The sequence below is a fragment of the Rhizobium sp. WW22 genome (assembly GCF_047041135.1).
Classification (GTDB): domain Bacteria; phylum Pseudomonadota; class Alphaproteobacteria; order Rhizobiales; family Rhizobiaceae; genus Rhizobium.
In genome coordinates this window covers 1,413,135-1,432,240 of sequence record NZ_CP178199.1, presented here as the reverse complement: position 1 = coordinate 1,432,240, position 19,106 = coordinate 1,413,135, and the positions used below count along the sequence as shown (strand labels likewise).

Sequence of the window (19,106 nt, the reverse complement as noted above, 5' to 3'; positions counted from 1 at the left end):
GCATAAAGTAAATTTGCCGGCGGTTCCGGCCGCCGGCAAATCCGAATCATCCATCAAACGATGCCTCCATTCGGGCGGACGCATCGTTTATTGCTTAGTTACAAACGCGAATGCGCTCGTAATGCCAGCCATAGTCATACTCGTTCTGGACGCGGCGATCCTCGTACCAGCACCTGGGCGGCGGCGGGGCGACTTCGTAAACCGGACCCCTGTTGGCAAGAGCGCCACCAACAAGCAGGCCGCCGAGAAGACCGGCAGCAACGCCGCCGGCGATCGCGCCCCCATTGCCATGGTGGTGATGACGACGCCAATCGTCATGGCCGCGCCAGTCACCGCGATGGCCGTCGTAATACTGTGCCTGTGCGCTGCTGACGGGCGCCAATGCGCCGCCTGCGACCGTAGCGGCCAGCAAAACCGTGAGAACCGTTTTCTTTATCATGACTACCTCCAAAGCAGTCTTTGTGCTCAGCGAATGCGCGAGTCATCTAATTAACGCCTTCAGCATGATTATGTTCAGCTGAATATTCTATGAATGGCCCGTTCATCGGGCAATAGCGGCTGAAAATAGCCCCTTGCATGGGCTCCTGAGGGGCGATCTTGTCAATTTGGAGGCGTCTGCCGGGTCGCCGCTACCCATTCGAGCGTTCGCGATTCGGGGTCGGCATTGCGGGTGATATCCGTTACGACCGCGGCGATATCGGCGCCATGCGCGAATACGCTCGCAAGACGTTCGACCGTCAGGCCGCCGATCGCAACGAGAGGCCGATTGCCGATGTGCGCCTTCCACGCGCCGATCCGATCGAGGCCTTGGGGTGCCCAGGGCATAACCTTGAGGACGGTCGGATAGATCGGCCCCAGCGCTATATAATCGGGTTCGGCAGCAAGCGCCGTCTCCAGCTCCGCCTCGTCATGTGTCGAAAGCCCCAGCTTCAATCCGGCATCCCGTATGGCGGAGAGATCGGCAGAAGCGAGATCCTCCTGGCCGAGATGGATGAAATCGCAACCCTCCTCGATTGCCAGCTGCCAATAGTCGTTGACGATCAATTGGCACTCATGCGCGGCGCAAATTGCCTTCGCTTCGCGAATTTCGGCGCGGATATCAGGCGTTGAGCGATCCTTGATGCGCAACTGCACCAGCTTGACGCCGAGCGGCACCAATCGCCTGATCCAGGCGGCGCTATCGACGATGAGGTAGAAGGGATCGAGCGTCATGCGAACACCGCCTTTCCGATCACTGGTGTCGATGGCACCGCCATATCGCGCGGCTCCAGCATGCCGGCGCCGTATGCCTGTCGGCCGGCATCGATGGCCTTGGCGAAGGCTTCCGCCATCGCGGCCGGATCGCCCGCCCCGGCAACCGCTGTGTTGAGCAGCACGGCATCGAAGCCGAGCTCCATGACGGTCGCCGCATGCGAAGGTCTGCCGATGCCGGCATCCACTACCAGCGGAACCTCAGGAAAATGTGCCCGCATCGATCGCAGAGCGGATAGATTGAGCGGTCCGGCCGCCGTTCCGATCGGCGCACACCAGGGCATCAGCACCTTGCATCCGGCTTCCAGCAGCCTCTCGGCGACGATGAGATCGTCCGTCGTGTAGGGAAAGACCTCGAAACCGTCATCGGTGAGGATTCTCGCCGCCTCCACCAGCGCGAAGACGTCGGGCTGCAGCGTATCGTGATTGCCGATCACCTCGAGCTTGATCCAGTTGGTCCGAAAGACCTCGCGCGCCATTTTCGCGGTTAGAACCGCTTCGGATACGCCGTGGCAGCCTGCTGTATTGGGAAGGATGCGAACGCCGAGTTCGCGAATCATCTCGAAGAATGCGCCGCCATTACGCCCGCCTGCCGTTTCCCGGCGCAGCGATACAGTCGCGATCCCGGTTTGCGAACGTTTGACGGCTTCCGCCAGTACGGCCGGGGAGGGATAGCGCGCCGTGCCGAGAAGAAGGCGCGATGTAATTTGGGTTCCGTAGAGTTCAAGCATGGTCAGCCTCCCTGCATTGGCGTCAGGATCTCGATCCTGTCATCGTCGGTTAGGATATGCTCTCCGCGTTCCTCGCTATGGACGAGTTCGCCGTTGACGGCGGTTGCCAACCACTCGCCCTCATATTCGAGAGCCGTGAGAAGTTGCAAAAGCGTCGTTGCTTCGACAATCTGCGCTTCGCCATTGATGATCAGGCGCATTGGCGGCTCCTTTCGTCGTGTCCGTAAAAGACGAGATCGGCGGCTTTCTCGGCCATCGCGGGCGCGAGCAGGAAGCCATGGCGATAGAGGCCGTTGACAAGGATGGCTTTGCCCTGCCGCGTCACGCGCGGAAGGTTGTCTGTAAAGGCAGGGCGGATGCCGGCGCCGGTTTCGACCACCGCAGCTTCGGCAAAGGCCGGATGCAGCGCATAGGCTGCGTTCAAGAGTTCCATCAGCGAACGGGCGGTGATCGGCCCTTTGAAGTCGGTCTCGATCATCGTCGCACCGACCATGAACAGGCCTTCGCCGCGCGGCACGATATAGACGGGAAAACGTGGATGCAGCAGGCGGACGGGGCGCGAAAGCACGATCTCATCGCTCTGCAGATAGAGCATTTCGCCGCGTACGCCGCGCAAATCGCGGATGCGGCCGATGCGGGCAGCTCCCGTGCAATCGATGATTTCAGAGAAGCTATCGTCATCCACGAGCCCGTCGATAAAGGTGACGCCTTTTGCAGATAGATCGTCCTTCAACGATTGCAGGACCTCGCGGGGATCGAGATGTGCTTCCTGCGGAAAGAACAGGCCCTGGTGGAACCGGCCGGCAAGCGAAGGCTCAAGGGCGGCGATTTCGTCTTCGTCCACCCAGCGATAGTCCGTCGTGCGGCCGGCGAATCGCTTCAGCTCGTTTTGATCGCGGTTCGGCGCGACGACGAGCGTTCCATTGCGGACGATCTTGCCCGGCAGAATCGCGTCCCATCGATCGGCAGAATCACGGCCGAGCGTCAGTACAGCCTCATCGGCACTTTCGCACTCGCACCATGGCGCCAGCATGCCGCCGGCAAGCCAGGAGGCGGCATGATGAAAATTCCGGCTTCGATCTGAGATCGTGACCTCGGCTCCGCGCCGGACCAGCTCGTGGGCGACCGTGAGGCCGGCAACGCCGGCCCCTTTAACGAGAATACGCATGTCATTCAGCCGGCTGTGCAGGGGTTTCGACCGGCATATAGAGGTCTCCGCCCTCTCGATACTTGGCCGCCATGGCTTCCAGCCCTTCCTTCTGCGCTTCGGCGCGGATGTCGTGCGAAATCCGCATCGAGCAGAATTTCGGACCGCACATCGAGCAGAAATGGGCCACCTTATGAGCTTCTTTCGGCAGGGTTTCGTCGTGGAAGCTGCGAGCCGTGTCCGGATCGAGCGAAAGGTTGAACTGATCCTCCCAACGGAATTCGAACCGGGCGCGCGACAGAGCATCGTCACGAACCTGCGCGGCCGGATGACCTTTGGCGAGATCCGCCGCATGCGCTGCGATCTTGTAGGTGATGACGCCTGTCTTGACGTCGTTGCGATCGGGCAGACCAAGGTGCTCCTTCGGCGTGACGTAGCAGAGCATCGCCGTCCCGAACCAGCCGATCATGGCAGCGCCGATGCCCGATGTGATGTGGTCATAGCCGGGCGCGATATCCGTCGTTAGCGGCCCGAGCGTGTAAAAGGGCGCCTCGCCGCAGACGGAAAGCTGCTTGTCCATGTTTTCCTTGATCTTGTGCATCGGCACATGGCCGGGGCCTTCGATCATCACCTGGCAATCCTTGGCCCAGGCGATCTTCGTCAGCTCGCCGAGTGTTTCCAGTTCGGCGAATTGTGCGGCGTCGTTGGCATCAGCTATCGAGCCGGGGCGCAGGCCGTCGCCGAGCGAGAAGGAGACGTCATAGGCACGGCAGATATCGCAGATTTCCTCGAAATGCTCGTAAAGGAAGCTCTCGCGATGGTGATGCAGACACCACTTGGCCATGATCGAACCGCCGCGCGAGACGATGCCGGTGACGCGATTGACGGTGAGCGGGATGTAATGCAGCCGCACACCGGCATGGATGGTGAAATAGTCGACGCCCTGTTCCGCCTGCTCGATCAGCGTGTCGCGATAGATTTCCCAGGTCAGTTCCTCGGCAATGCCGCCGACCTTTTCCAGTGCCTGATAGAGCGGTACGGTGCCGATCGGCAGCGGCGAATTGCGGATGATCCATTCGCGGATGTTGTGGATGTTGCGGCCGGTCGAAAGGTCCATGACGGTATCGGCACCCCAGCGGGCAGCCCAGACCATCTTCTCGACCTCCTCCGCCATTGAGGAGGTGACTGCGGAATTGCCGATATTGGCGTTGATCTTCACCAGGAAGTTCCGGCCGATGATCATCGGCTCGCTTTCGGAGTGATTGATGTTGGCCGGAATGATCGCCCGGCCGCTCGCAACTTCCTGGCGGACGAATTCCGGGGTGACATGATCCGGAATATGGGCGCCGAAGCTTTCGCCATCGCGAATCAGGGCTTCTGCCTTGGCCTTGCGGCCGAGATTTTCGCGAATGGCGATGAATTCCATTTCCGGCGTGATGATGCCGGCGCGCGCATAGGCGAGTTGGGTGACCGCCTTGCCGTCTTTCGCCCGCAGGGGCTGGCGCTTGGCCGGAAATTCCGGTGTCAGCCGCTCGCCGGTGACGAAACCATTGTCTTCAGGGCGCACATGCCGGCCTTCATAAGTCTCGACATCGCCGCGAGCGAGAACCCAGTCGCGGCGTAGCTGAGATAGACCCTCCTCGATGCGGATATCGGCGCCCTCGATTGTGTAGGGGCCGGAAGAATCATAAACAATGACAGGCGGCTCGCCCGAGGTCGGATGGACGCTGATTTCGCGCATCGGCACGCGGATGTCCGGGTGGATCTCTCCGGGAACATAGATTTTCGCGGATGCCGGCAGCGGGCCGGTGGTGACGGTCGGAGTGAGGTTCTTTGCGGCAATATTCATGGTTTGAGGCTCCAAGTTGCAGTTGGAGACCCAGTCAATCAGCCGGAATGATGAAAAGACGCCGGCATGGAATCCAGGCGGGAATCCGAAGCCTTCGAGCGCTTGCACCGTCCCTACGCCAGTATGAACTGGATCAGGTTCAACGGGTCACTGCGCAACAGGAGGCAAAGCCTCATTGTCCAGCAGTATCTCAGCCCCTTGCCGGGACCCCCCTGGTGAATACGGAAAGGCTATGCCTTACCCTTGTTCTCTGTCAACCCCGCAACGACGGTCGCGTTTTCTCAATCGATTGACCAGTGTGGCGCGGGGGCGGCTTGGATTCTATAGGGGCGAGCCTCCTATAGGCGCGATCATCATCTTCGATGACGCTGCTCTTGATCTAAGTCCGTTCCCGCATAAATGGTACCGATGAAAATTCCGGATCTCGAGCCTGATTGGGGAAGGCTGTCTCGATTTGGTGCGAATTCTTGAACCTTGGCGACGGCCGACTATTCCGGCAGTAAAAGGCTCAGCCCGCCGCCAGTTGCATTTAAGCAACAGCAATCAAGTCTAATGCCGGGGCGGGTTTCACAGAATTGACAAACATACGGGCTGTTTGTAAACCAAATATAGGACATAACTGTCTTACGGACGAGCAATCGGCCGGATCGGTAGAGGCATTTCAAAACCTTTGCCGCGGGGTGAATTATGGAGGTTAGAGGGGACTCAAGCCGACATCAGGTGCGTATCTGCCGGACTGCCCGGTTGCGTTTAAACCGACGTAATCCTCAGGGTGGTGTTCCAGCTTTGTACTCGCGGTAAATTGGAATGCATATTGCAACCAGGAGTTTAAAATGAACATCAAGAGCCTTCTTCTCGGCTCCGCTGCTGCGCTAGCAGCAGTTTCTGGCGCCCATGCGGCTGACGCGATCGTCGCTGCTGAGCCCGAGCCGCTGGAATACGTTCGCATCTGCGACGCATACGGCGCTGGCTACTTCTTCATTCCAGGCACCGAAACCTGCCTCAAGATCGGCGGCCGCGTCCGTACCGAAGGCGAGTGGTACGATGCCTACAACCCGAACAGCCATAACGGTACGCTGTGGCACACCCGTGCGGAGCTGAGCGTCGACACGGCAACCGACACCGAATACGGCCCGCTGAAGACCAACACGGTCATCCGTTGGGACTGGAATGACGGCAACTCCACCTCCACGAAGCTGCTGTTCGCAAACATCAGCCTCGGCGGTTTCCTCGTTGGTAAGGCTGACTCCCAGTACAACTCCTACATCGGTTATGCCGGCGACGTCATCAACGACGACGTGATCTATGACGGTCCGTACGAACTCAACCAGTTGACCTACAACTACGACGCCGGCAACGGCTTCACGGCTGTGATCTCGGTTGAAGACTCGAACTCCAGCGGTTCTGGCGCTTCCTATGGCTCCAGCTGGTGGTCTGACGACAAGGGCAACCACTACGCTCCTGACGTCGTTGCCGGTGCTGGCTTCAAGTCCGGCGCATGGGGCTTCAAGGTCGTTGGCGGTTACGACTCGATCGTCGAAGAAGGCGCCATCAAGGCTCGTGTCGATGCTGACTTCGGTACCTTCTCGGCCTTCTTGATGGGCGGCTGGAACACCGACGGCGACAAGCTGAACAAGTATGCCGGCACCAACCTCGATCGTTCGGCTTGCCCGGTTAACGATGCATCGAAGTGCGGCTGGGGTGACTGGGCTGTTTGGGGCGGCGTTGGCGTTCCGATCAACGAAAAGCTGAAGTGGAACCTGCAGCTCGCCTACACCGACTCGAAGATTTTTGCCGCAACCACCAACGTCAAGTGGAACCCGGTCAAGAACCTGCTCATCGAGCCGGAAGTCTCCTACACCAACTTCGATTCTGTGAACCAGGATCAGTGGGCTGGTATCCTGCGCTTCGAGCGTAGCTTCTAATATTGAATTACCCGGCTCAATGCCGGGTAAGAGAAGCCTGACGTTCCAATCCGTCAGGCTTCTTTCATCGATCGGTTGACCTCCGATCAAAGCAAAGGATCTGGCTTTCCCTCCGGATCCTTTTTTATTTCCAGCTTTGGGAAATCGGTTCAGCTCCCGGCAGAAGCTTCAAACTGCCGTCGTTGGTTCTCTTCAATTCCGAAGAGACCACCGTTCTAGGCTTTTTCCGGTATCATCGCGGCAATCGCCAGTTCCTGCGTCTGTGCAAGCGGGAACCAGGTTTTAAGCACCATCTTTATGAACATCTGTCCACACGGGACCAGTTCGAAGCTGCCTCGGTCGAGGGTCCATTCGGTGATCAGGCCGCCGATGACCGCTGTCAATGCGGAAGAGGCAGTATCCGGCGTCCAGGGAGGCGGAAGTTTTGTCTTTTCATCCATAAGGGTGAATATGCGTTCGAAATTTTCGTGCATGTCGTGCCGAAACGAACTCGCACGGCTCGTGGTGCCGTCGCAAAACGCCATGTCGAGATGCATCATAACTTTCAGCATGCTACGCTTGCGCGGGTCGCTGTGGATATCGTCAAATATCGCGGCTATGGTATCGGCGATGAGATCGAGCGGGTTGGGCGGCAGTTCCTTCGACATCCGCTCCGCCAGATCCTTGAACGGCTGCTGGGCCTCGTCGCGGATCGCAAACATCAGCCCTTGCTTGTTCTTGAAATGCCAATGCACTGCCCCCCGCGTGACACCGGCGGCTACGGCTATCTCTTCCAGGCTGACATTCTCGTAGCCCTTGTCGAGAAACAGAGCTTTTGCGGATTGCAAAATCTCGTTCCTCGTTTCTGCCGCCTCCTCCTTAGTTCGCCTCATTCACCTCTCCACAGAAACCGATGTTCAAGCTGCGCCCCTCTTATTGATATTCTTCTTCCATCATACCGTTCAGTGCTGGAGCCCATATACCAGCGATGCTCAACGGAGTGGAGGTATTTATCTATCCTCAAAAATTGAGCAAGCAAATCGTAACAGAATATATCCTGTCAAGCGCTATAAGCCACGCGCAAGTTTCCGTGAGCAATTTCCCCATGTTGTGAAGTGAAAATCGGAAAGTGCAAATGCTGATATAGCCATGATGGCGAAATATATTGGCCGGGCGATCCCCGGTCCGCTTGTTCCGGAAGCGATGCAGCGTTCAAGTTGAAACCTATGATGCATTTAGCCTGCGGCGTTCGCAGATCCGTCAGCTCATATCGATCATCGAAGTCTTGATCCCGCCGTCATGCGGCGGGTCTGACCGCCATGGCTTTGGTCGAACTGGCGGAACCGGTCGACAAGCGATCTGCTGCAGCTCTGACCTAGCTTGAGCTTTCGTCTGTCTTTTTGCAAGCTGACAATAGTTCGAGCGCAAATCGTCTTTCAGCGTGGAAAGAGAATTCGAAAATTCCTGGCATAAGAGCGACGGATTTGCATAAGCGCCGCGTTCAATTCTCGTGAACCCGCGTTTGATGTCGAAGGATGATACGCTGACCGAGATGCTGCGATCCAAGTGGCACTGTTTGCCGACTATAAGGCCGAGGTGCCATGCAACTATCGCAGTGAACTGGAGCGGTGGCGATTGTCGATGAAGTGGGATCGCGCGCCCAAGAGTGGCGACCAGGATGAGGATCTACTTGGCCGAATCGCTGCAGGCGATGTTTCGGCGATGCGCATGATGGTCGCGCGGCAATTGCCGCGCATCGTCGCCGTCGCGACCCGCATGCTTGGCGATGCGGCCGAGGCCGAAGATGTGGCGCAGGAGACATTTTTGCGCATCTGGCGAAATGCCGGCGGCTGGCGCCAGCGCAACGCGCGCTTCAGCACCTGGGTGCATCGTGTGGCGATCAACCTTTGCTATGATCGCCTGCGCCGCCGCAAGGACGTTCTTGCCGAACATCCGCCTGACATCGAATATGAAGGGCCGGCGCCGGATGCGGACTTGATGAGCGAGGATGATCCGTCGAGACGCGTCGAACGGGCCTTGCAGATGATTGCGTCCCGGCAGCGCGAGGCGATCATTCTGGTTTATTATCAGGCGCTGTCGAATGTCGAGGCGGCTGAGGTCATGGATGTCAGTGTCGATGCACTGGAAAGCCTGCTTGCGCGTGGAAGGCGCTCCTTGCAGGGGCTTTTGTTGAAGGATGAGGGCGATGGTTGAAAATATCGCGGGTCCGATGAATGCCGAGCGGTTCGAAGCACTGACTGCGGCCTATGGCGGTGATATCGGCCGATGGCCGCAGGCCGAGCGCGGGGCCGCGCGGGATTTTGCCAAGAATAGCGCCGCCGCGCAAACACTCGCGCGCGCCGCCGATCTGGATGCGCTGCTCGACACCTACGTCGTAAGACCCCGTCACACCGGCCTGGAAGAGCGAATCCTCGCAAAGCTCGTGCGGCGCCTGACGATACGAAACTGGTTCCGCTTCGGTTCGGCCGGGATCGGCCTTGTGGGGGTCGGCATCGCCGGCGCGCTTGCCGGCAGCATTGCAATCGCCGTCTTGGTTCCGAGCCTGACATCCGATACCTCGATCGTCGCAGATGGAACCGCGACGATGTTTGGCGATATAGGGCCGGACGCGGGTACAGCACAGCAGGACAGCCAATGACGGAACGCAGCTTTCGAATAGTGGTCATTTTTCTTTTGGTGCTGAATACGTTCCTGGTCGGAGCATTGGCCGGTGGTGGGCTGACCTGGATACGTAAGACGCAGGCGCGGGCCGGAATGATGCCGCTAGCCGGCGAGCAATTGCCTTCGGCGCAGAGGAAGGCTCTGCGTGCGGCGCTCAACGAAGCCCGCAAGGACGAACGTCAGATCATTCTCGAGGCACAGCAGGCCAAGGTCGACGCCGCCTCCATTCTTGGGCAGCCGACGTTGGATAAAGAGGCGCTCTCGGCCGCGCTGGCGAGGGCGCGCGATGCCGATATCACCTTGAGGGCGAAGCTGGAGCAGCGTGCGGTCGATTTTGCGGCAGGGCTTTCCTACGACGAGCGTCGGGCGCTGGCGGAAAGCCTGGTCCGCCGCAGCATGCCCAAGGCTGCCGCTGCCACAAAATGATCATACTTGCCGAGCGACGGATCGAAACCAAGCCTGCGTTAAAGGAGCATGTTTGATGCAGGAGTTGGCAAGTCCATGGCCCAGCAGTCCAATGATGTTTATGCAGCGCTCGCTCTTTCCCGCTTTGGGCTAGGGGCTGACCACAACGGCACCACGTCGATCGCATCGGATCCGCGCGGCGCGTTGTTGGAAGAAATCACTGAGCGCTTCGTCCCGGTTCCGGTCGGGCCGCAGCTGCAATCGACGGCCGATCTTCTCGTTTCTCTCTACGCATTCCAGGAACAGCGCAAGCAGGCCAGACAGCAGGCGGCGGTCGCAGCCGCCGCCGCACCGCAAGACAAACTGATGCAGGGGCCGGAGCAGCCGCAGAAACCTTCGGCACAGCCGTCCGGCACGACGCCAAACAGTCAAGCCATGGCGGCGCAGCCGAACAACCAAGCTATGGCGGCTGCCATCGGCAAGGCAGTCGAGAAGCTGGAAAAGCCCGCAATGCCTTACCTGCCGCAGCAGGTCCTGTTGGCGGAAGTGGATGCCCGCTTCAACGGCACTATCCGGCAGCCATTGATCGGTTTTGGCGAGCGGCTTGCCATGTTCTGGGCAAACCATTTCGCGGTCGCCGTCTCGAAGAGCGAGGAAGTTCATATCGTTGCTGGTGCCTTCGAGCGGGAAGCAATCCGGCCGCACGTCTTCGGTCGTTTCGCCGATATGCTATTCGCCGTCGAGACCCACCCAGCCATGCTTGCCTATCTCGACAACCAGCAATCGATCGGACCGAACTCGAAGGCCAATGCCAACAAGAAGCGCGGCTTGAACGAGAATCTCGCCCGCGAAACGTTGGAGCTCCACACGCTCGGCGTCAATGGCGGCTACACGCAGACGGATGTGACGACGCTTGCCAGGATCATCACCGGCTGGACGGTGGCGCGCGCCGAGGGCAGACTCGGAACGCCCGGTACCTTCGTCTTCAATGCAGGCGCGCACGAGCCTGGCGACCAGACGCTGCTCGGTCTCACCTATGCCGACAACGGCGTGGGGCAGGGGCGGGAGGCGCTGCGCGATCTTGCCCGCCATCCGGCAACGGCACAGCATATCGCCACCAAGCTCGTCCGGCATTTCGTCGCCGATACACCGCCGCCAGGACTTGTGCAAACCGTCGCGGCGACCTTCAGCAAGACGGATGGTGATCTTTCGGCCGTCTACCGGGCGCTCGTCGGCTCCGAGGATGCATGGAACCCGACCCTGTCGAAAGTTCGCTCGCCGCTCGAATTCATGACCGCACTTTTGCGGGCAAGCGGCGAGACGCCGAAGCCGAATGTCATTCTCGGCGCCCTGACAGCCATGGGCCAGCCTTTCTGGGCGCCGGCCGGTCCTAACGGCTTTGCCGACACCGCCGACGTCTGGGCTTCCAGCGAGGGCCTGAGCATGCGCATGGATGTCGCCAATATGATCGCGAATGCGGTGCCACCTCAGGTCGATCCCCGCAGTTTCGTGTCCGACAGCCTGGGGCCGCTTCTTTCGAACGAAACACTGCAGGCGGTATCGCGTGCGGAAACCCGCAAGCAGGGCCTAACGATCGCTTATCTTTCCCCCGAATTTCAAAGGCGCTGACCATGACCTGCGAACTCATGACCCCCACCCGTCGTGCCGTACTTGGCGCTTCCGGCGCCTTGTTTGCCTGGGCCTTCATCCCGCGCTTCGCCCATGCCGCCGGCGGACGCGACCCGCGTTTCATTACTATTATCCTGCGTGGGGCGCTTGATGGTCTGACCGCCGTCCCGCCCGTTGGCGACCCTGATTATCAGGCTTTGCGGCAGGCGATCGCCATGACGACGAGCGGCCCCGAGGCGGCGTTGCCGCTCGACAGCTTCTTTGCGCTGCATCCGTCGATGCCGAATTTCAACAGGCTCTATCGCGCAGGACAGGCGGCCGTCGTGCATGCCAGTGCGACGCCCTATCGCGATCGGTCCCATTTCGACGGTCAGGACGTACTGGAGTCCGGTTACGAAATGCCCGGCCGCGTCGAATCCGGATGGCTGAACCGGATGCTGGAGGGCCTTCCGAAGGGAGACAAGGTTTCACCGGGAGCTTCGGAGATCCGAGGCCTCTCGGTCGGTGCCAATGCACCGCTTGTCATTCGCGGCAGGGCGCCGGTACTCGGCTGGTCGCCATCGACCCTCCAGCCGGTGAGTGACGATCTGCCGCCGCGGCTGATGGATCTCTACAACCACACCGACCCGCTCTTTGCGAAAATCCTCACTGAGGGCATTTCGACCGGCAAGATCGCTGCCGGCCTCGATGTCAAGGCGAAGGGAGGGCCTGGCGATCCCACGGGCATGGAACAGATGGCGAGAGGGGCCGCGCGCCTTTTGGCCCAGGACGATGGTCCTCGCGTTGCGGCACTGGCCTTCGAAGGATGGGATACCCATGCCGGAGAGGTCGATCGGCTGAACAAACTACTCGTCGGGCTCGACAATTCCTTTTCCGCCTTCCAGCAGGAGCTTGGTCCGGCTTGGAAAGATACCGCTATTCTTGTTGCAACCGAATTCGGTCGCACGGCGCAGGTCAACGGTACGCAGGGCACCGACCACGGCACTGGAACGGCCGCCTTCCTCGCCGGCGGCGCGATCAAGGGTGGCCGGGTCATCGCCGATTGGCCCGGTCTCAAGCAGGCGCAATTGCGTGATGGCCGCGATCTTGCCGCCACGACGGATCTGCGCGCTGTGGTCAAGGGTATCGCGGTCGATCTGCTTGGCGCGTCACCGGCGCTATTGACGCGCGATGTCTTCCCGGGCTCCGATCACGTCCTGCCGATGAAAGGGCTCATCGCCTGACTTGTGTGCCGGCGGCAGGTGTTAAGGGCCGCGGCCTTCCAATAGAAATTACGTGAGAGCGGCGTTTGGAGGAACGGCGCCACTGCGCCTTTCGTTGGCTGCGGAGAGGATCGCAACCACGCAGGCCAAGGCAAGCGTGATGGCGCCGAGCACCGGCAAACTGCGATAGCCATACCCGCTCTCGAGCAGTGCGGCGCCGACGCTTGCTGCGATCGCGATTCCGATATTGAACCCCGACGGAATGAGCGAGGAAGCAAGGCCTGGTGCATCGGCGGTCCACATCAGGATGCGAGCCTGGATAGGGGTGCCGATGGCAAAATTAAGCGCGCCCCAAACGAAGATCGCCACACTCATCGGCAAGGGGTAGGGGCTGACCAGATAAAGGACGACGAGTATTGCGGATTGAATGGCGAGCATCGCGATAAGCGAGGGCATCAGCTTCCAATCCGAAAGTCTGCCACCGATCACAACTCCCAATGTCGCCCCGACGCCATTGAGCAGGAGAACCCAGGGGATAAGCATGGCATCCAGGCCGGTCACTTCACGCAGCAGCGGCGTTATGTAGGTAAACGGCACCATCTGGCCGATCATCAATGCGAGCATCATGATGAGAGATGTCCAGACCTGCTGGCGGCCGAGAACACGCACTTCTCCGCTCAAATGGCCGGATTGCTGAGTTTCTGCCTTCGTCTGTGGGATCAAGACCCATATCGCGACCAATGCGAGGACGCCAACCAAGGTCATCGCCCAAAACGTCGTCCGCCATCCCCAAAGTCCACCGATCGCCGCGCCCAGAGGAACGCCGACAATATTGGAAACCGTCAGGCCTGCAAGGATCACGGACACGGCGCGACCGCGAAATGCCTGCGGCACGAGGCCAACCGCGACCACCATGGCAATCCCGAAATAGGCGCCGTGAGCAATTGCCGTCGCGACGCGGAAGAGGAGCATAGCGGCGAAATCGGGCGCAAGCGCACAGGCGATCTGACCCAGGCAAAAGGCGATCGTCAGAGCGATCAGAATGGTCCGGCGCGAAACCTGTCGCGTCGCCATGGTCAGGAGCGGCCCGCCGAGTGCGATTCCCAGTGCGTAACCCGATACCAGATAGCCGGCAAAAGGGATCGAGACATCAAGACCCTGCGCCACGTCCGGAAGAATGCCCGCGATGACGAACTCGGTCGTGCCGAAAGCAAAGGCGGCCAGAAACAAAGCGAAGAGGGGTAAGGGCACGATGACGTTCCATATAAAGGAATAGGGATTTCTTTATATCGCCGGCGATGGCGGTATCAAGTGCAAGTTGTTGCCGATGGCGTTGTCAACATAAAGTCGGCTTTTCGAATTGTGTTGCGGCCCCGCGAGCAAGCGCCATTTCGTGAGCCGATCCTTGACAAGCGCGGAATGTTTGTGAAGTTTGACTGTCATGAGTGAGGTGGCTGATTGGTTATCTGATACAAGTCCGATCAGTCGGAAAAACGCTGCCGAGGCAGTGTTTGAGGATATTCGTTCGGCGATAACATCGGGACGGTTGGTGGTCGGGATGCGACTGCCCGCCGAGTCGCAGCTTGCCACGCGTTATGGTGTCAGCCGCCCGATCATCCGCGAAGCACTCCGTTCGCTTCAGACGCTCGGCCTCACCCAGACGCGCACGGGCAGCGGCACCTATGTTTTGACCTCCACTCCCGGTCCGGAACTCCATTATGGCGGCTATTCCGCGCGCGACTTGATCGAGGCGCGTCCCTTCATCGAAGTTCCCGCCGCCGGCTGGGCGGCACTGCGGCGCACAGAGCAGCAATTGGCGCGATTGCTTGAACTTTGCGATGAGATGGACCGGGAAGAAGACCCTCTGAAGTGGGTAACTCTGGACTCGGAATTCCATTCGATGATTGCCGAATCTTCCGGAAACGCCGTCTTTTCCAAGATCGTTTCCGACGCCCGCGACGCACTGATGCGCCAGTCGGAGCTTGTCAACATGATGGCCCAGCGCCGCGTGGCCTCGAATGTCGAGCACCGCCGCATCGTCGAGGCGATTGCGGCGGCATCGGAGGAGGGGGCCATCGCGGCAATGGAGGCCCATCTCGGTCAGGTTAAGCGCGTGGTGACCACGATCATCGGCGAGGATCAGCCGCATCGTTGAGACCAGCGGGCAAGTTGGCGAGGCGCTCCGGCCGCAGTGCCTCGAAGAGCTCCTCTGCGGTCAGATATCCATGGTCCAGCACGATTTCCGGCACTGTGCGTCCGGTTGCCAGCGCCTCCCGAGCGACCTTGGTTGCCGCCTGATAGCCGATCAGCGGATTGAGTGCCGTCGCAAGGCCGATCGATTCCTGCAGGCGCTGCGCCATCAGAGCCGGATTGGCCGTGATGCCATCGATGCAGCGTTCGGCGAGGATATGGCAGGCCGCGGTCAGATGTATGATGCTTTCCGACAGCGAACGCACGATAATCGGCTCGAAGGCATTGAGTTGCAGTTGCCCCGCTTCTGCCGCCATGGTCACGGTGATGTCGTTGCCTATGACGGAGAACGCCACCTGATTGACCATTTCCGGGATTACGGGATTGACCTTGCCGGGCATGATGCTCGAGCCCGCCTGCATCGCCGGCAGCGTGATCTCGCCGATGCCGGCGCGAGGACCGGAAGAGAGCAGGCGCAGGTCATTGCAGGTCTTCGACAGCTTGACTGCGACGCGTTTCAGTACGCCGGAGAGGTGGACGAAGGCGCCGGGGTCCTGTGTTGCTTCGATGAGGTCGCTTGCGGTAACCAGCGGGCGGCCCGTCAGCCGGGCAAGATGAGTGCAGGCAAGGGCGGCATAGCCGACAGGTGCATTAAGGCCGGTGCCGATGGCAGTAGCGCCGAGATTGACCTCATGCAGGAGAGCGGCCGATTCGATCAGGCGGGATCGATCTTCCCCGAGCATGACGGCAAAGGTCCTGAATTCCTGACCAAGCGTCATCGGCACGGCGTCTTGCAGCTGCGTGCGGCCGATCTTTAGAATGCGGTCGAATTCCTTGGCCTTGCGTTCGAAGGCCTCCTGCAGCGTTTCCATTGCCGCCGCGAGATTGTCGATCGCTTCGATGAGCGCAACGTTGACGGCCGTCGGATAGGCGTCGTTGGTGGATTGGCTTAGATTGACGTGATCGTTCGGGTGAAGGTGAGCATAGTCGCCTTTGGCATGGCCGAGCAATTCGAGCGCGCGGTTGGCGATGACCTCATTGGCGTTCATGTTGGTGGAAGTGCCGGCGCCGCCTTGAATCACGTCGACGACGAACTGGTCGTGAAGCTCGCCGGCGCGGATTTCGCGGCAAGCGCGCACGATTGCATCGAGCTTGTCTTCGCTCAGCAAGCCCAGTTCGTGATTGGCAAGAGCCGCTGCTTCCTTGACGAAGGCCAAGCCTCGGATGAGATGCGCATAGCGGCCGATCGGTGTTCCCGTCACCTGGAAATTCTCCACGGCTCTTGCCGTGTGCACCCCCCAATAAACATCGGCGGGAATATCCTTCTCGCCCAACAGGTCATACTCGCTTCGCGTCTTGACCACATTATCCTCCTACAGTGGAAATCAAGTTAAATCTGTCAAGCTGTATGACAGATTTTGAAATCTGTTATCCCTTCGCTCGTGCCGCGTCAATAAGTGCCGTTTGGCTTGACCCGCCGCTATTTCTGTGTCTAAGAGGAAATCTGTCATACAGCATTACAGCATGACCGGCGATCGCTAAGTTCGATCGACGGCCAGATTAAGGCAATGGCATCCGGTCGGGTGCAACATCAGCACCCGGATCCGCTCATGGACAAACGGCTCGAGGGAGGAGCAATGTCAGTCGAACCTATTCAGAATATTCCGGCGGATCGCCGGCCGCCGGTCAATGAGGACCTTGGCTATCACAAGGCCTTGAAGCCGCGGCAGATCCAGATGATCGCCATTGGCGGCGCGATCGGCACCGGTCTTTTCCTTGGCGCAGGCGGACGCCTTGCCGCGGCAGGTCCGGCTCTCATCTTCGTCTATGCGCTCTGCGGTTTCTTTGCCTTTCTCGTGTTGCGCGCGCTTGGCGAACTGATCATGCATCGCCCGAGCTCCGGCTCCTTCGTTTCTTACGCCCGCGAGTTCTATGGCGAGAAGATGGCCTTTGCCGTCGGCTGGATGTACTGGCTGAACTGGGCCATGACATCGGTTGCCGATGTGACAGCCGTCGCCCTCTACATGAATTTCTTCAAGCACTACGTGCCCTGGCTGGCCGGTATCGACCAGTGGGTCTTCGCGCTGATCGCGCTGCTGGTGGTGCTGACCATGAACCTTCTGTCGGTGAAGGTCTTCGGCGAGCTCGAATTCTGGTTCAGCCTGATCAAGGTTCTGGCGCTGGTCAGCTTCCTCGTCATTGGCATCTATTTCGTCGTGTCAGGTACGCCGATTGCCGGTCATTCGGCAGGCTTCAGCATCATCAGCGATAGCGGCGGTTTCTTTCCCAATGGCATCTTGCCGGCCTTCGTCATCATACAGGGCGTGGTCTTCGCCTATGCATCGATCGAACTAATCGGCACGACCGCCGGTGAAACAGAGGATCCGCGCAAGGTGATGCCACGTGCGATCCGCACGGTAGTCGCCCGTCTGTTGGTCTTCTATGTCGGCTCGGTCCTGCTTCTGTCGCTGCTTCTGCCCTACACGGCCTACAAGGCGGGTGAGAGCCCGTTCGTCACCTTCTTCGGGACGATCGGCATCCAAGGTGCCGATATCATCATGAACCTCGTCGTGCTGACGGCCGTTCTGTCCTCGCTCAATGCCGGCCTTTATTCGACGGGTCGCATCTTGCATTCGATGGCGGTTTCGGGCTCGGCACCGGCAGCGCTCGCCAAGATGAATAAGGCCGGTGTGCCTTATGTCGGCATCGCCGTGACGGCTGTCGTGACCGTCATCGGCGTGGCGCTGAACGCCGTCGTTCCGTCGGCCGCTTTCGAGATTGCCCTCAATATCTCGGCGCTCGGTATCATCTCCGCCTGGGGCGTGATCGTATTGTGCCAACTGAAGCTCTGGAAGTTGTCGCAGCGCGGCGAGATGGCCCGCCCGGATTTCCGCATGTTCGGCGCGCCCTACACCGGTATCCTGACGCTCGTTTTCCTCTTCGCGGTACTGGTGCTGATGGCGCTCGACTATCCCGTCGGCACGTGGACGATTGCGTCCCTCATTCTGATCGCACCGGCTCTTGTCATCGGCTGGTATCTGTTGCGTGACCGCATCTATCGGCTGGCGGCCGAGCGGGGCCAGTCGTGACGGCAGGGCAAGTCAATCCGCTGGTGGCAGTCATTGCCACCGGCGGCACCATTGCAAGCGAGCGCACCAATAGCGGCGCCAGCATACCGTCGTTGACGGGTGAAAGCCTGCTGGCGCTTCTTCCCAACATGCCTGTCGATCTCAGACCCATCGAGCTGATGGCGAAGGATTCGGCGAGCCTGACGCTCGCTGACATGCAGGAGATTAGCGACAAGGTCGGCGAACTGCTCGCCGATGATGCCATCAGCGGCATCGTCATTTTGCATGGTACGGACGCCATGGAAGAGACGGCGCTGCTTGTCCATCTGCAGCATGGCTTGATTAAGCCCGTCGTGTTTACCGGTGCGCAATTTACCGCTGATCATCCCAAAGCCGACGGACCGGGTAATCTCGCCGCGGCCGTTGCCGCAGCCGTCGATCCGGCCAATGCGGGCCGCGGCGTGCTCGTCTGTTTCGGCGGCCGCCTGCTGCCGGCTTGGGGGCTTTATAAGCACTCTTCCGATGTTGCCGACGCTTTTCGACAATCGCGGCCGCTCGAAAATCCGCCAAGCCCGTGCCTTGCGGCGGCACTTGATAACGTGCGGATTGATGTCGTCGCAATCTACCCTGGCTGTGACTCGGTGCATGTGGATGCGAGCCTTAGGGCCGACGCCCATGGCATCGTTCTGGCTGCCCTCGGTTCCGGCAATGCCAATCCGCGTCTGGTCGAAGCCGTCAGGCGGTGTGCCGATGTCGGCGTACCCGTCGTGGTTTCCAGCCGCGTACCGGATGGATTGCTTGTTTCCAGCTATGGCGGTGGCGGCGGCGGGCATGACCTTGCTGCGGCCGGGGCAATCCATTCCTCGACGCTACGCCCGGGGCAGGCGAGAATTTTGCTGGCATCCCTCGTCGCGTCCGGTGCAAGCGCGGAGGCGATCGAGCACACGTTTGCGGACTTCGCCAGCGACGCTACGCCCTGATTGCAGCCACGAAAACGGGCCGCCCCTCGATTGACGGCGCGGCCCGAACATTCGCTGAATACTGTCTT

General features: G+C 59.9%; 18 protein-coding genes, 1 pseudogene and 1 riboswitch. Of the genes and pseudogenes, 9 read left to right on the top strand and 10 right to left on the bottom strand.

What is annotated here, in order from left to right; genetic code table 11:
- Positions 1–94: 94 nt before the first annotated feature.
- The 6 genes from ACK83U_RS25595 to thiC form a co-directional block, all read right to left on the bottom strand.
- Positions 95–439 (bottom strand): hypothetical protein, encoded by a 345-nt coding sequence (locus ACK83U_RS25595; protein WP_112603483.1) that lies wholly within the window; start codon positions 437–439, stop codon positions 95–97.
- Positions 440–600: 161 nt separating this feature from the next.
- Positions 601–1,212: a thiamine phosphate synthase gene (locus ACK83U_RS25590; protein WP_112603485.1), complete on the bottom strand. Its 612-nt coding sequence runs from the start codon at positions 1,210–1,212 to the stop codon at positions 601–603.
- On the bottom strand, positions 1,209–1,982 hold the full coding sequence (locus ACK83U_RS25585) for a thiazole synthase (protein ID WP_112603487.1): 774 nt from the start codon (positions 1,980–1,982) through the stop codon (positions 1,209–1,211). The genes ACK83U_RS25590 and ACK83U_RS25585 overlap by 4 nt, the downstream gene beginning before the upstream one ends.
- Positions 1,983–1,984: 2 nt before the next feature.
- Positions 1,985–2,182: a sulfur carrier protein ThiS gene (gene thiS / locus ACK83U_RS25580; RefSeq protein ID WP_112603489.1), complete on the bottom strand. Its 198-nt coding sequence runs from the start codon at positions 2,180–2,182 to the stop codon at positions 1,985–1,987.
- Entirely contained in the window at positions 2,173–3,150 is a 978-nt protein-coding gene (gene thiO / locus ACK83U_RS25575) for a glycine oxidase ThiO (RefSeq protein ID WP_112603491.1), read from the bottom strand. The genes thiS and thiO overlap by 10 nt, the downstream gene beginning before the upstream one ends.
- 1 nt (position 3,151) lies before the next feature.
- A complete protein-coding gene (thiC, locus tag ACK83U_RS25570; RefSeq protein WP_112603552.1) occupies positions 3,152–4,978 on the bottom strand; it encodes a phosphomethylpyrimidine synthase ThiC in 1,827 nt (608 codons plus the stop codon).
- Positions 4,979–5,070: 92 nt separating this feature from the next.
- Positions 5,071–5,202, bottom strand: a riboswitch (TPP riboswitch).
- 609 nt (positions 5,203–5,811) lie between these two features.
- On the opposite strand from thiC, the gene ACK83U_RS25565 reads away from it, so the two are divergent.
- Entirely contained in the window at positions 5,812–6,903 is a 1,092-nt protein-coding gene (locus tag ACK83U_RS25565; protein WP_132717958.1) for a porin, read from the top strand.
- Positions 6,904–7,118: 215 nt separating this feature from the next.
- On the opposite strand, the gene ACK83U_RS25560 is transcribed toward ACK83U_RS25565, so the two are convergent.
- Both ACK83U_RS25560 and ACK83U_RS25555 read right to left on the bottom strand, forming a co-directional pair.
- On the bottom strand, positions 7,119–7,604 hold the full coding sequence (locus tag ACK83U_RS25560; RefSeq protein WP_246712130.1) for a TetR/AcrR family transcriptional regulator: 486 nt from the start codon (positions 7,602–7,604) through the stop codon (positions 7,119–7,121).
- A 48-nt stretch (positions 7,605–7,652) separates the two neighbouring features.
- Positions 7,653–7,775, bottom strand: a pseudogene (locus ACK83U_RS25555) (TetR family transcriptional regulator); the annotation flags it as partial.
- A gap of 748 nt (positions 7,776–8,523) precedes the next feature.
- Between ACK83U_RS25555 and ACK83U_RS25550 the strand changes: the two are divergent.
- The 5 genes from ACK83U_RS25550 to ACK83U_RS25530 all read left to right on the top strand — a co-directional run bounded on the left by ACK83U_RS25550 (position 8,524) and on the right by ACK83U_RS25530 (position 12,821).
- The gene (locus ACK83U_RS25550) at positions 8,524–9,096 is read left to right on the top strand and encodes an RNA polymerase sigma factor (protein WP_112611501.1); all 573 of its coding nucleotides are present in this window, start codon (positions 8,524–8,526) and stop codon (positions 9,094–9,096) included.
- Positions 9,089–9,541, top strand: coding sequence for a hypothetical protein (locus ACK83U_RS25545; protein ID WP_112611499.1), 453 nt, complete (start codon positions 9,089–9,091; stop codon positions 9,539–9,541). The genes ACK83U_RS25550 and ACK83U_RS25545 overlap by 8 nt, the downstream gene beginning before the upstream one ends.
- Positions 9,538–9,990 (top strand): periplasmic heavy metal sensor, encoded by a 453-nt coding sequence (locus ACK83U_RS25540; protein ID WP_112339523.1) that lies wholly within the window; start codon positions 9,538–9,540, stop codon positions 9,988–9,990. Before ACK83U_RS25545 ends, ACK83U_RS25540 begins: the two co-directional genes overlap by 4 nt.
- 75 nt (positions 9,991–10,065) lie before the next feature.
- Positions 10,066–11,598, top strand: a complete 1,533-nt coding sequence (locus ACK83U_RS25535) for a DUF1800 family protein (RefSeq protein WP_112611497.1) — start codon at positions 10,066–10,068, stop codon at positions 11,596–11,598.
- Positions 11,599–11,600: 2 nt separating this feature from the next.
- Positions 11,601–12,821, top strand: coding sequence for a DUF1501 domain-containing protein (locus ACK83U_RS25530; RefSeq protein WP_112611495.1), 1,221 nt, complete (start codon positions 11,601–11,603; stop codon positions 12,819–12,821).
- 48 nt (positions 12,822–12,869) lie between these two features.
- Here ACK83U_RS25530 and ACK83U_RS25525 read toward each other — a convergent pair whose 3' ends face one another.
- A complete protein-coding gene (locus ACK83U_RS25525; protein ID WP_162708130.1) occupies positions 12,870–14,051 on the bottom strand; it encodes an MFS transporter in 1,182 nt (393 codons plus the stop codon).
- Positions 14,052–14,241: 190 nt separating this feature from the next.
- On the opposite strand from ACK83U_RS25525, the gene ACK83U_RS25520 reads away from it, so the two are divergent.
- Complete coding sequence (locus ACK83U_RS25520; protein ID WP_112611491.1) at positions 14,242–14,955, top strand: FadR/GntR family transcriptional regulator; 714 nt, start codon at positions 14,242–14,244, stop codon at positions 14,953–14,955.
- Here ACK83U_RS25520 and aspA read toward each other — a convergent pair.
- Entirely contained in the window at positions 14,927–16,354 is a 1,428-nt protein-coding gene (gene aspA / locus ACK83U_RS25515; protein WP_112611489.1) for an aspartate ammonia-lyase, read from the bottom strand. The genes ACK83U_RS25520 and aspA overlap by 29 nt on opposite strands.
- 273 nt (positions 16,355–16,627) lie before the next feature.
- Between aspA and ACK83U_RS25510 the strand changes: the two genes are divergently transcribed.
- Together ACK83U_RS25510 and ACK83U_RS25505 are read left to right on the top strand one after the other, a co-directional pair.
- Positions 16,628–18,079: an amino acid permease gene (locus ACK83U_RS25510; protein WP_112611487.1), complete on the top strand. Its 1,452-nt coding sequence runs from the start codon at positions 16,628–16,630 to the stop codon at positions 18,077–18,079.
- Complete coding sequence (locus tag ACK83U_RS25505) at positions 18,076–19,038, top strand: asparaginase domain-containing protein (RefSeq protein WP_112611485.1); 963 nt, start codon at positions 18,076–18,078, stop codon at positions 19,036–19,038. The genes ACK83U_RS25510 and ACK83U_RS25505 overlap by 4 nt, the downstream gene beginning before the upstream one ends.
- The last annotated feature ends 68 nt before the right edge of the window (positions 19,039–19,106 follow it).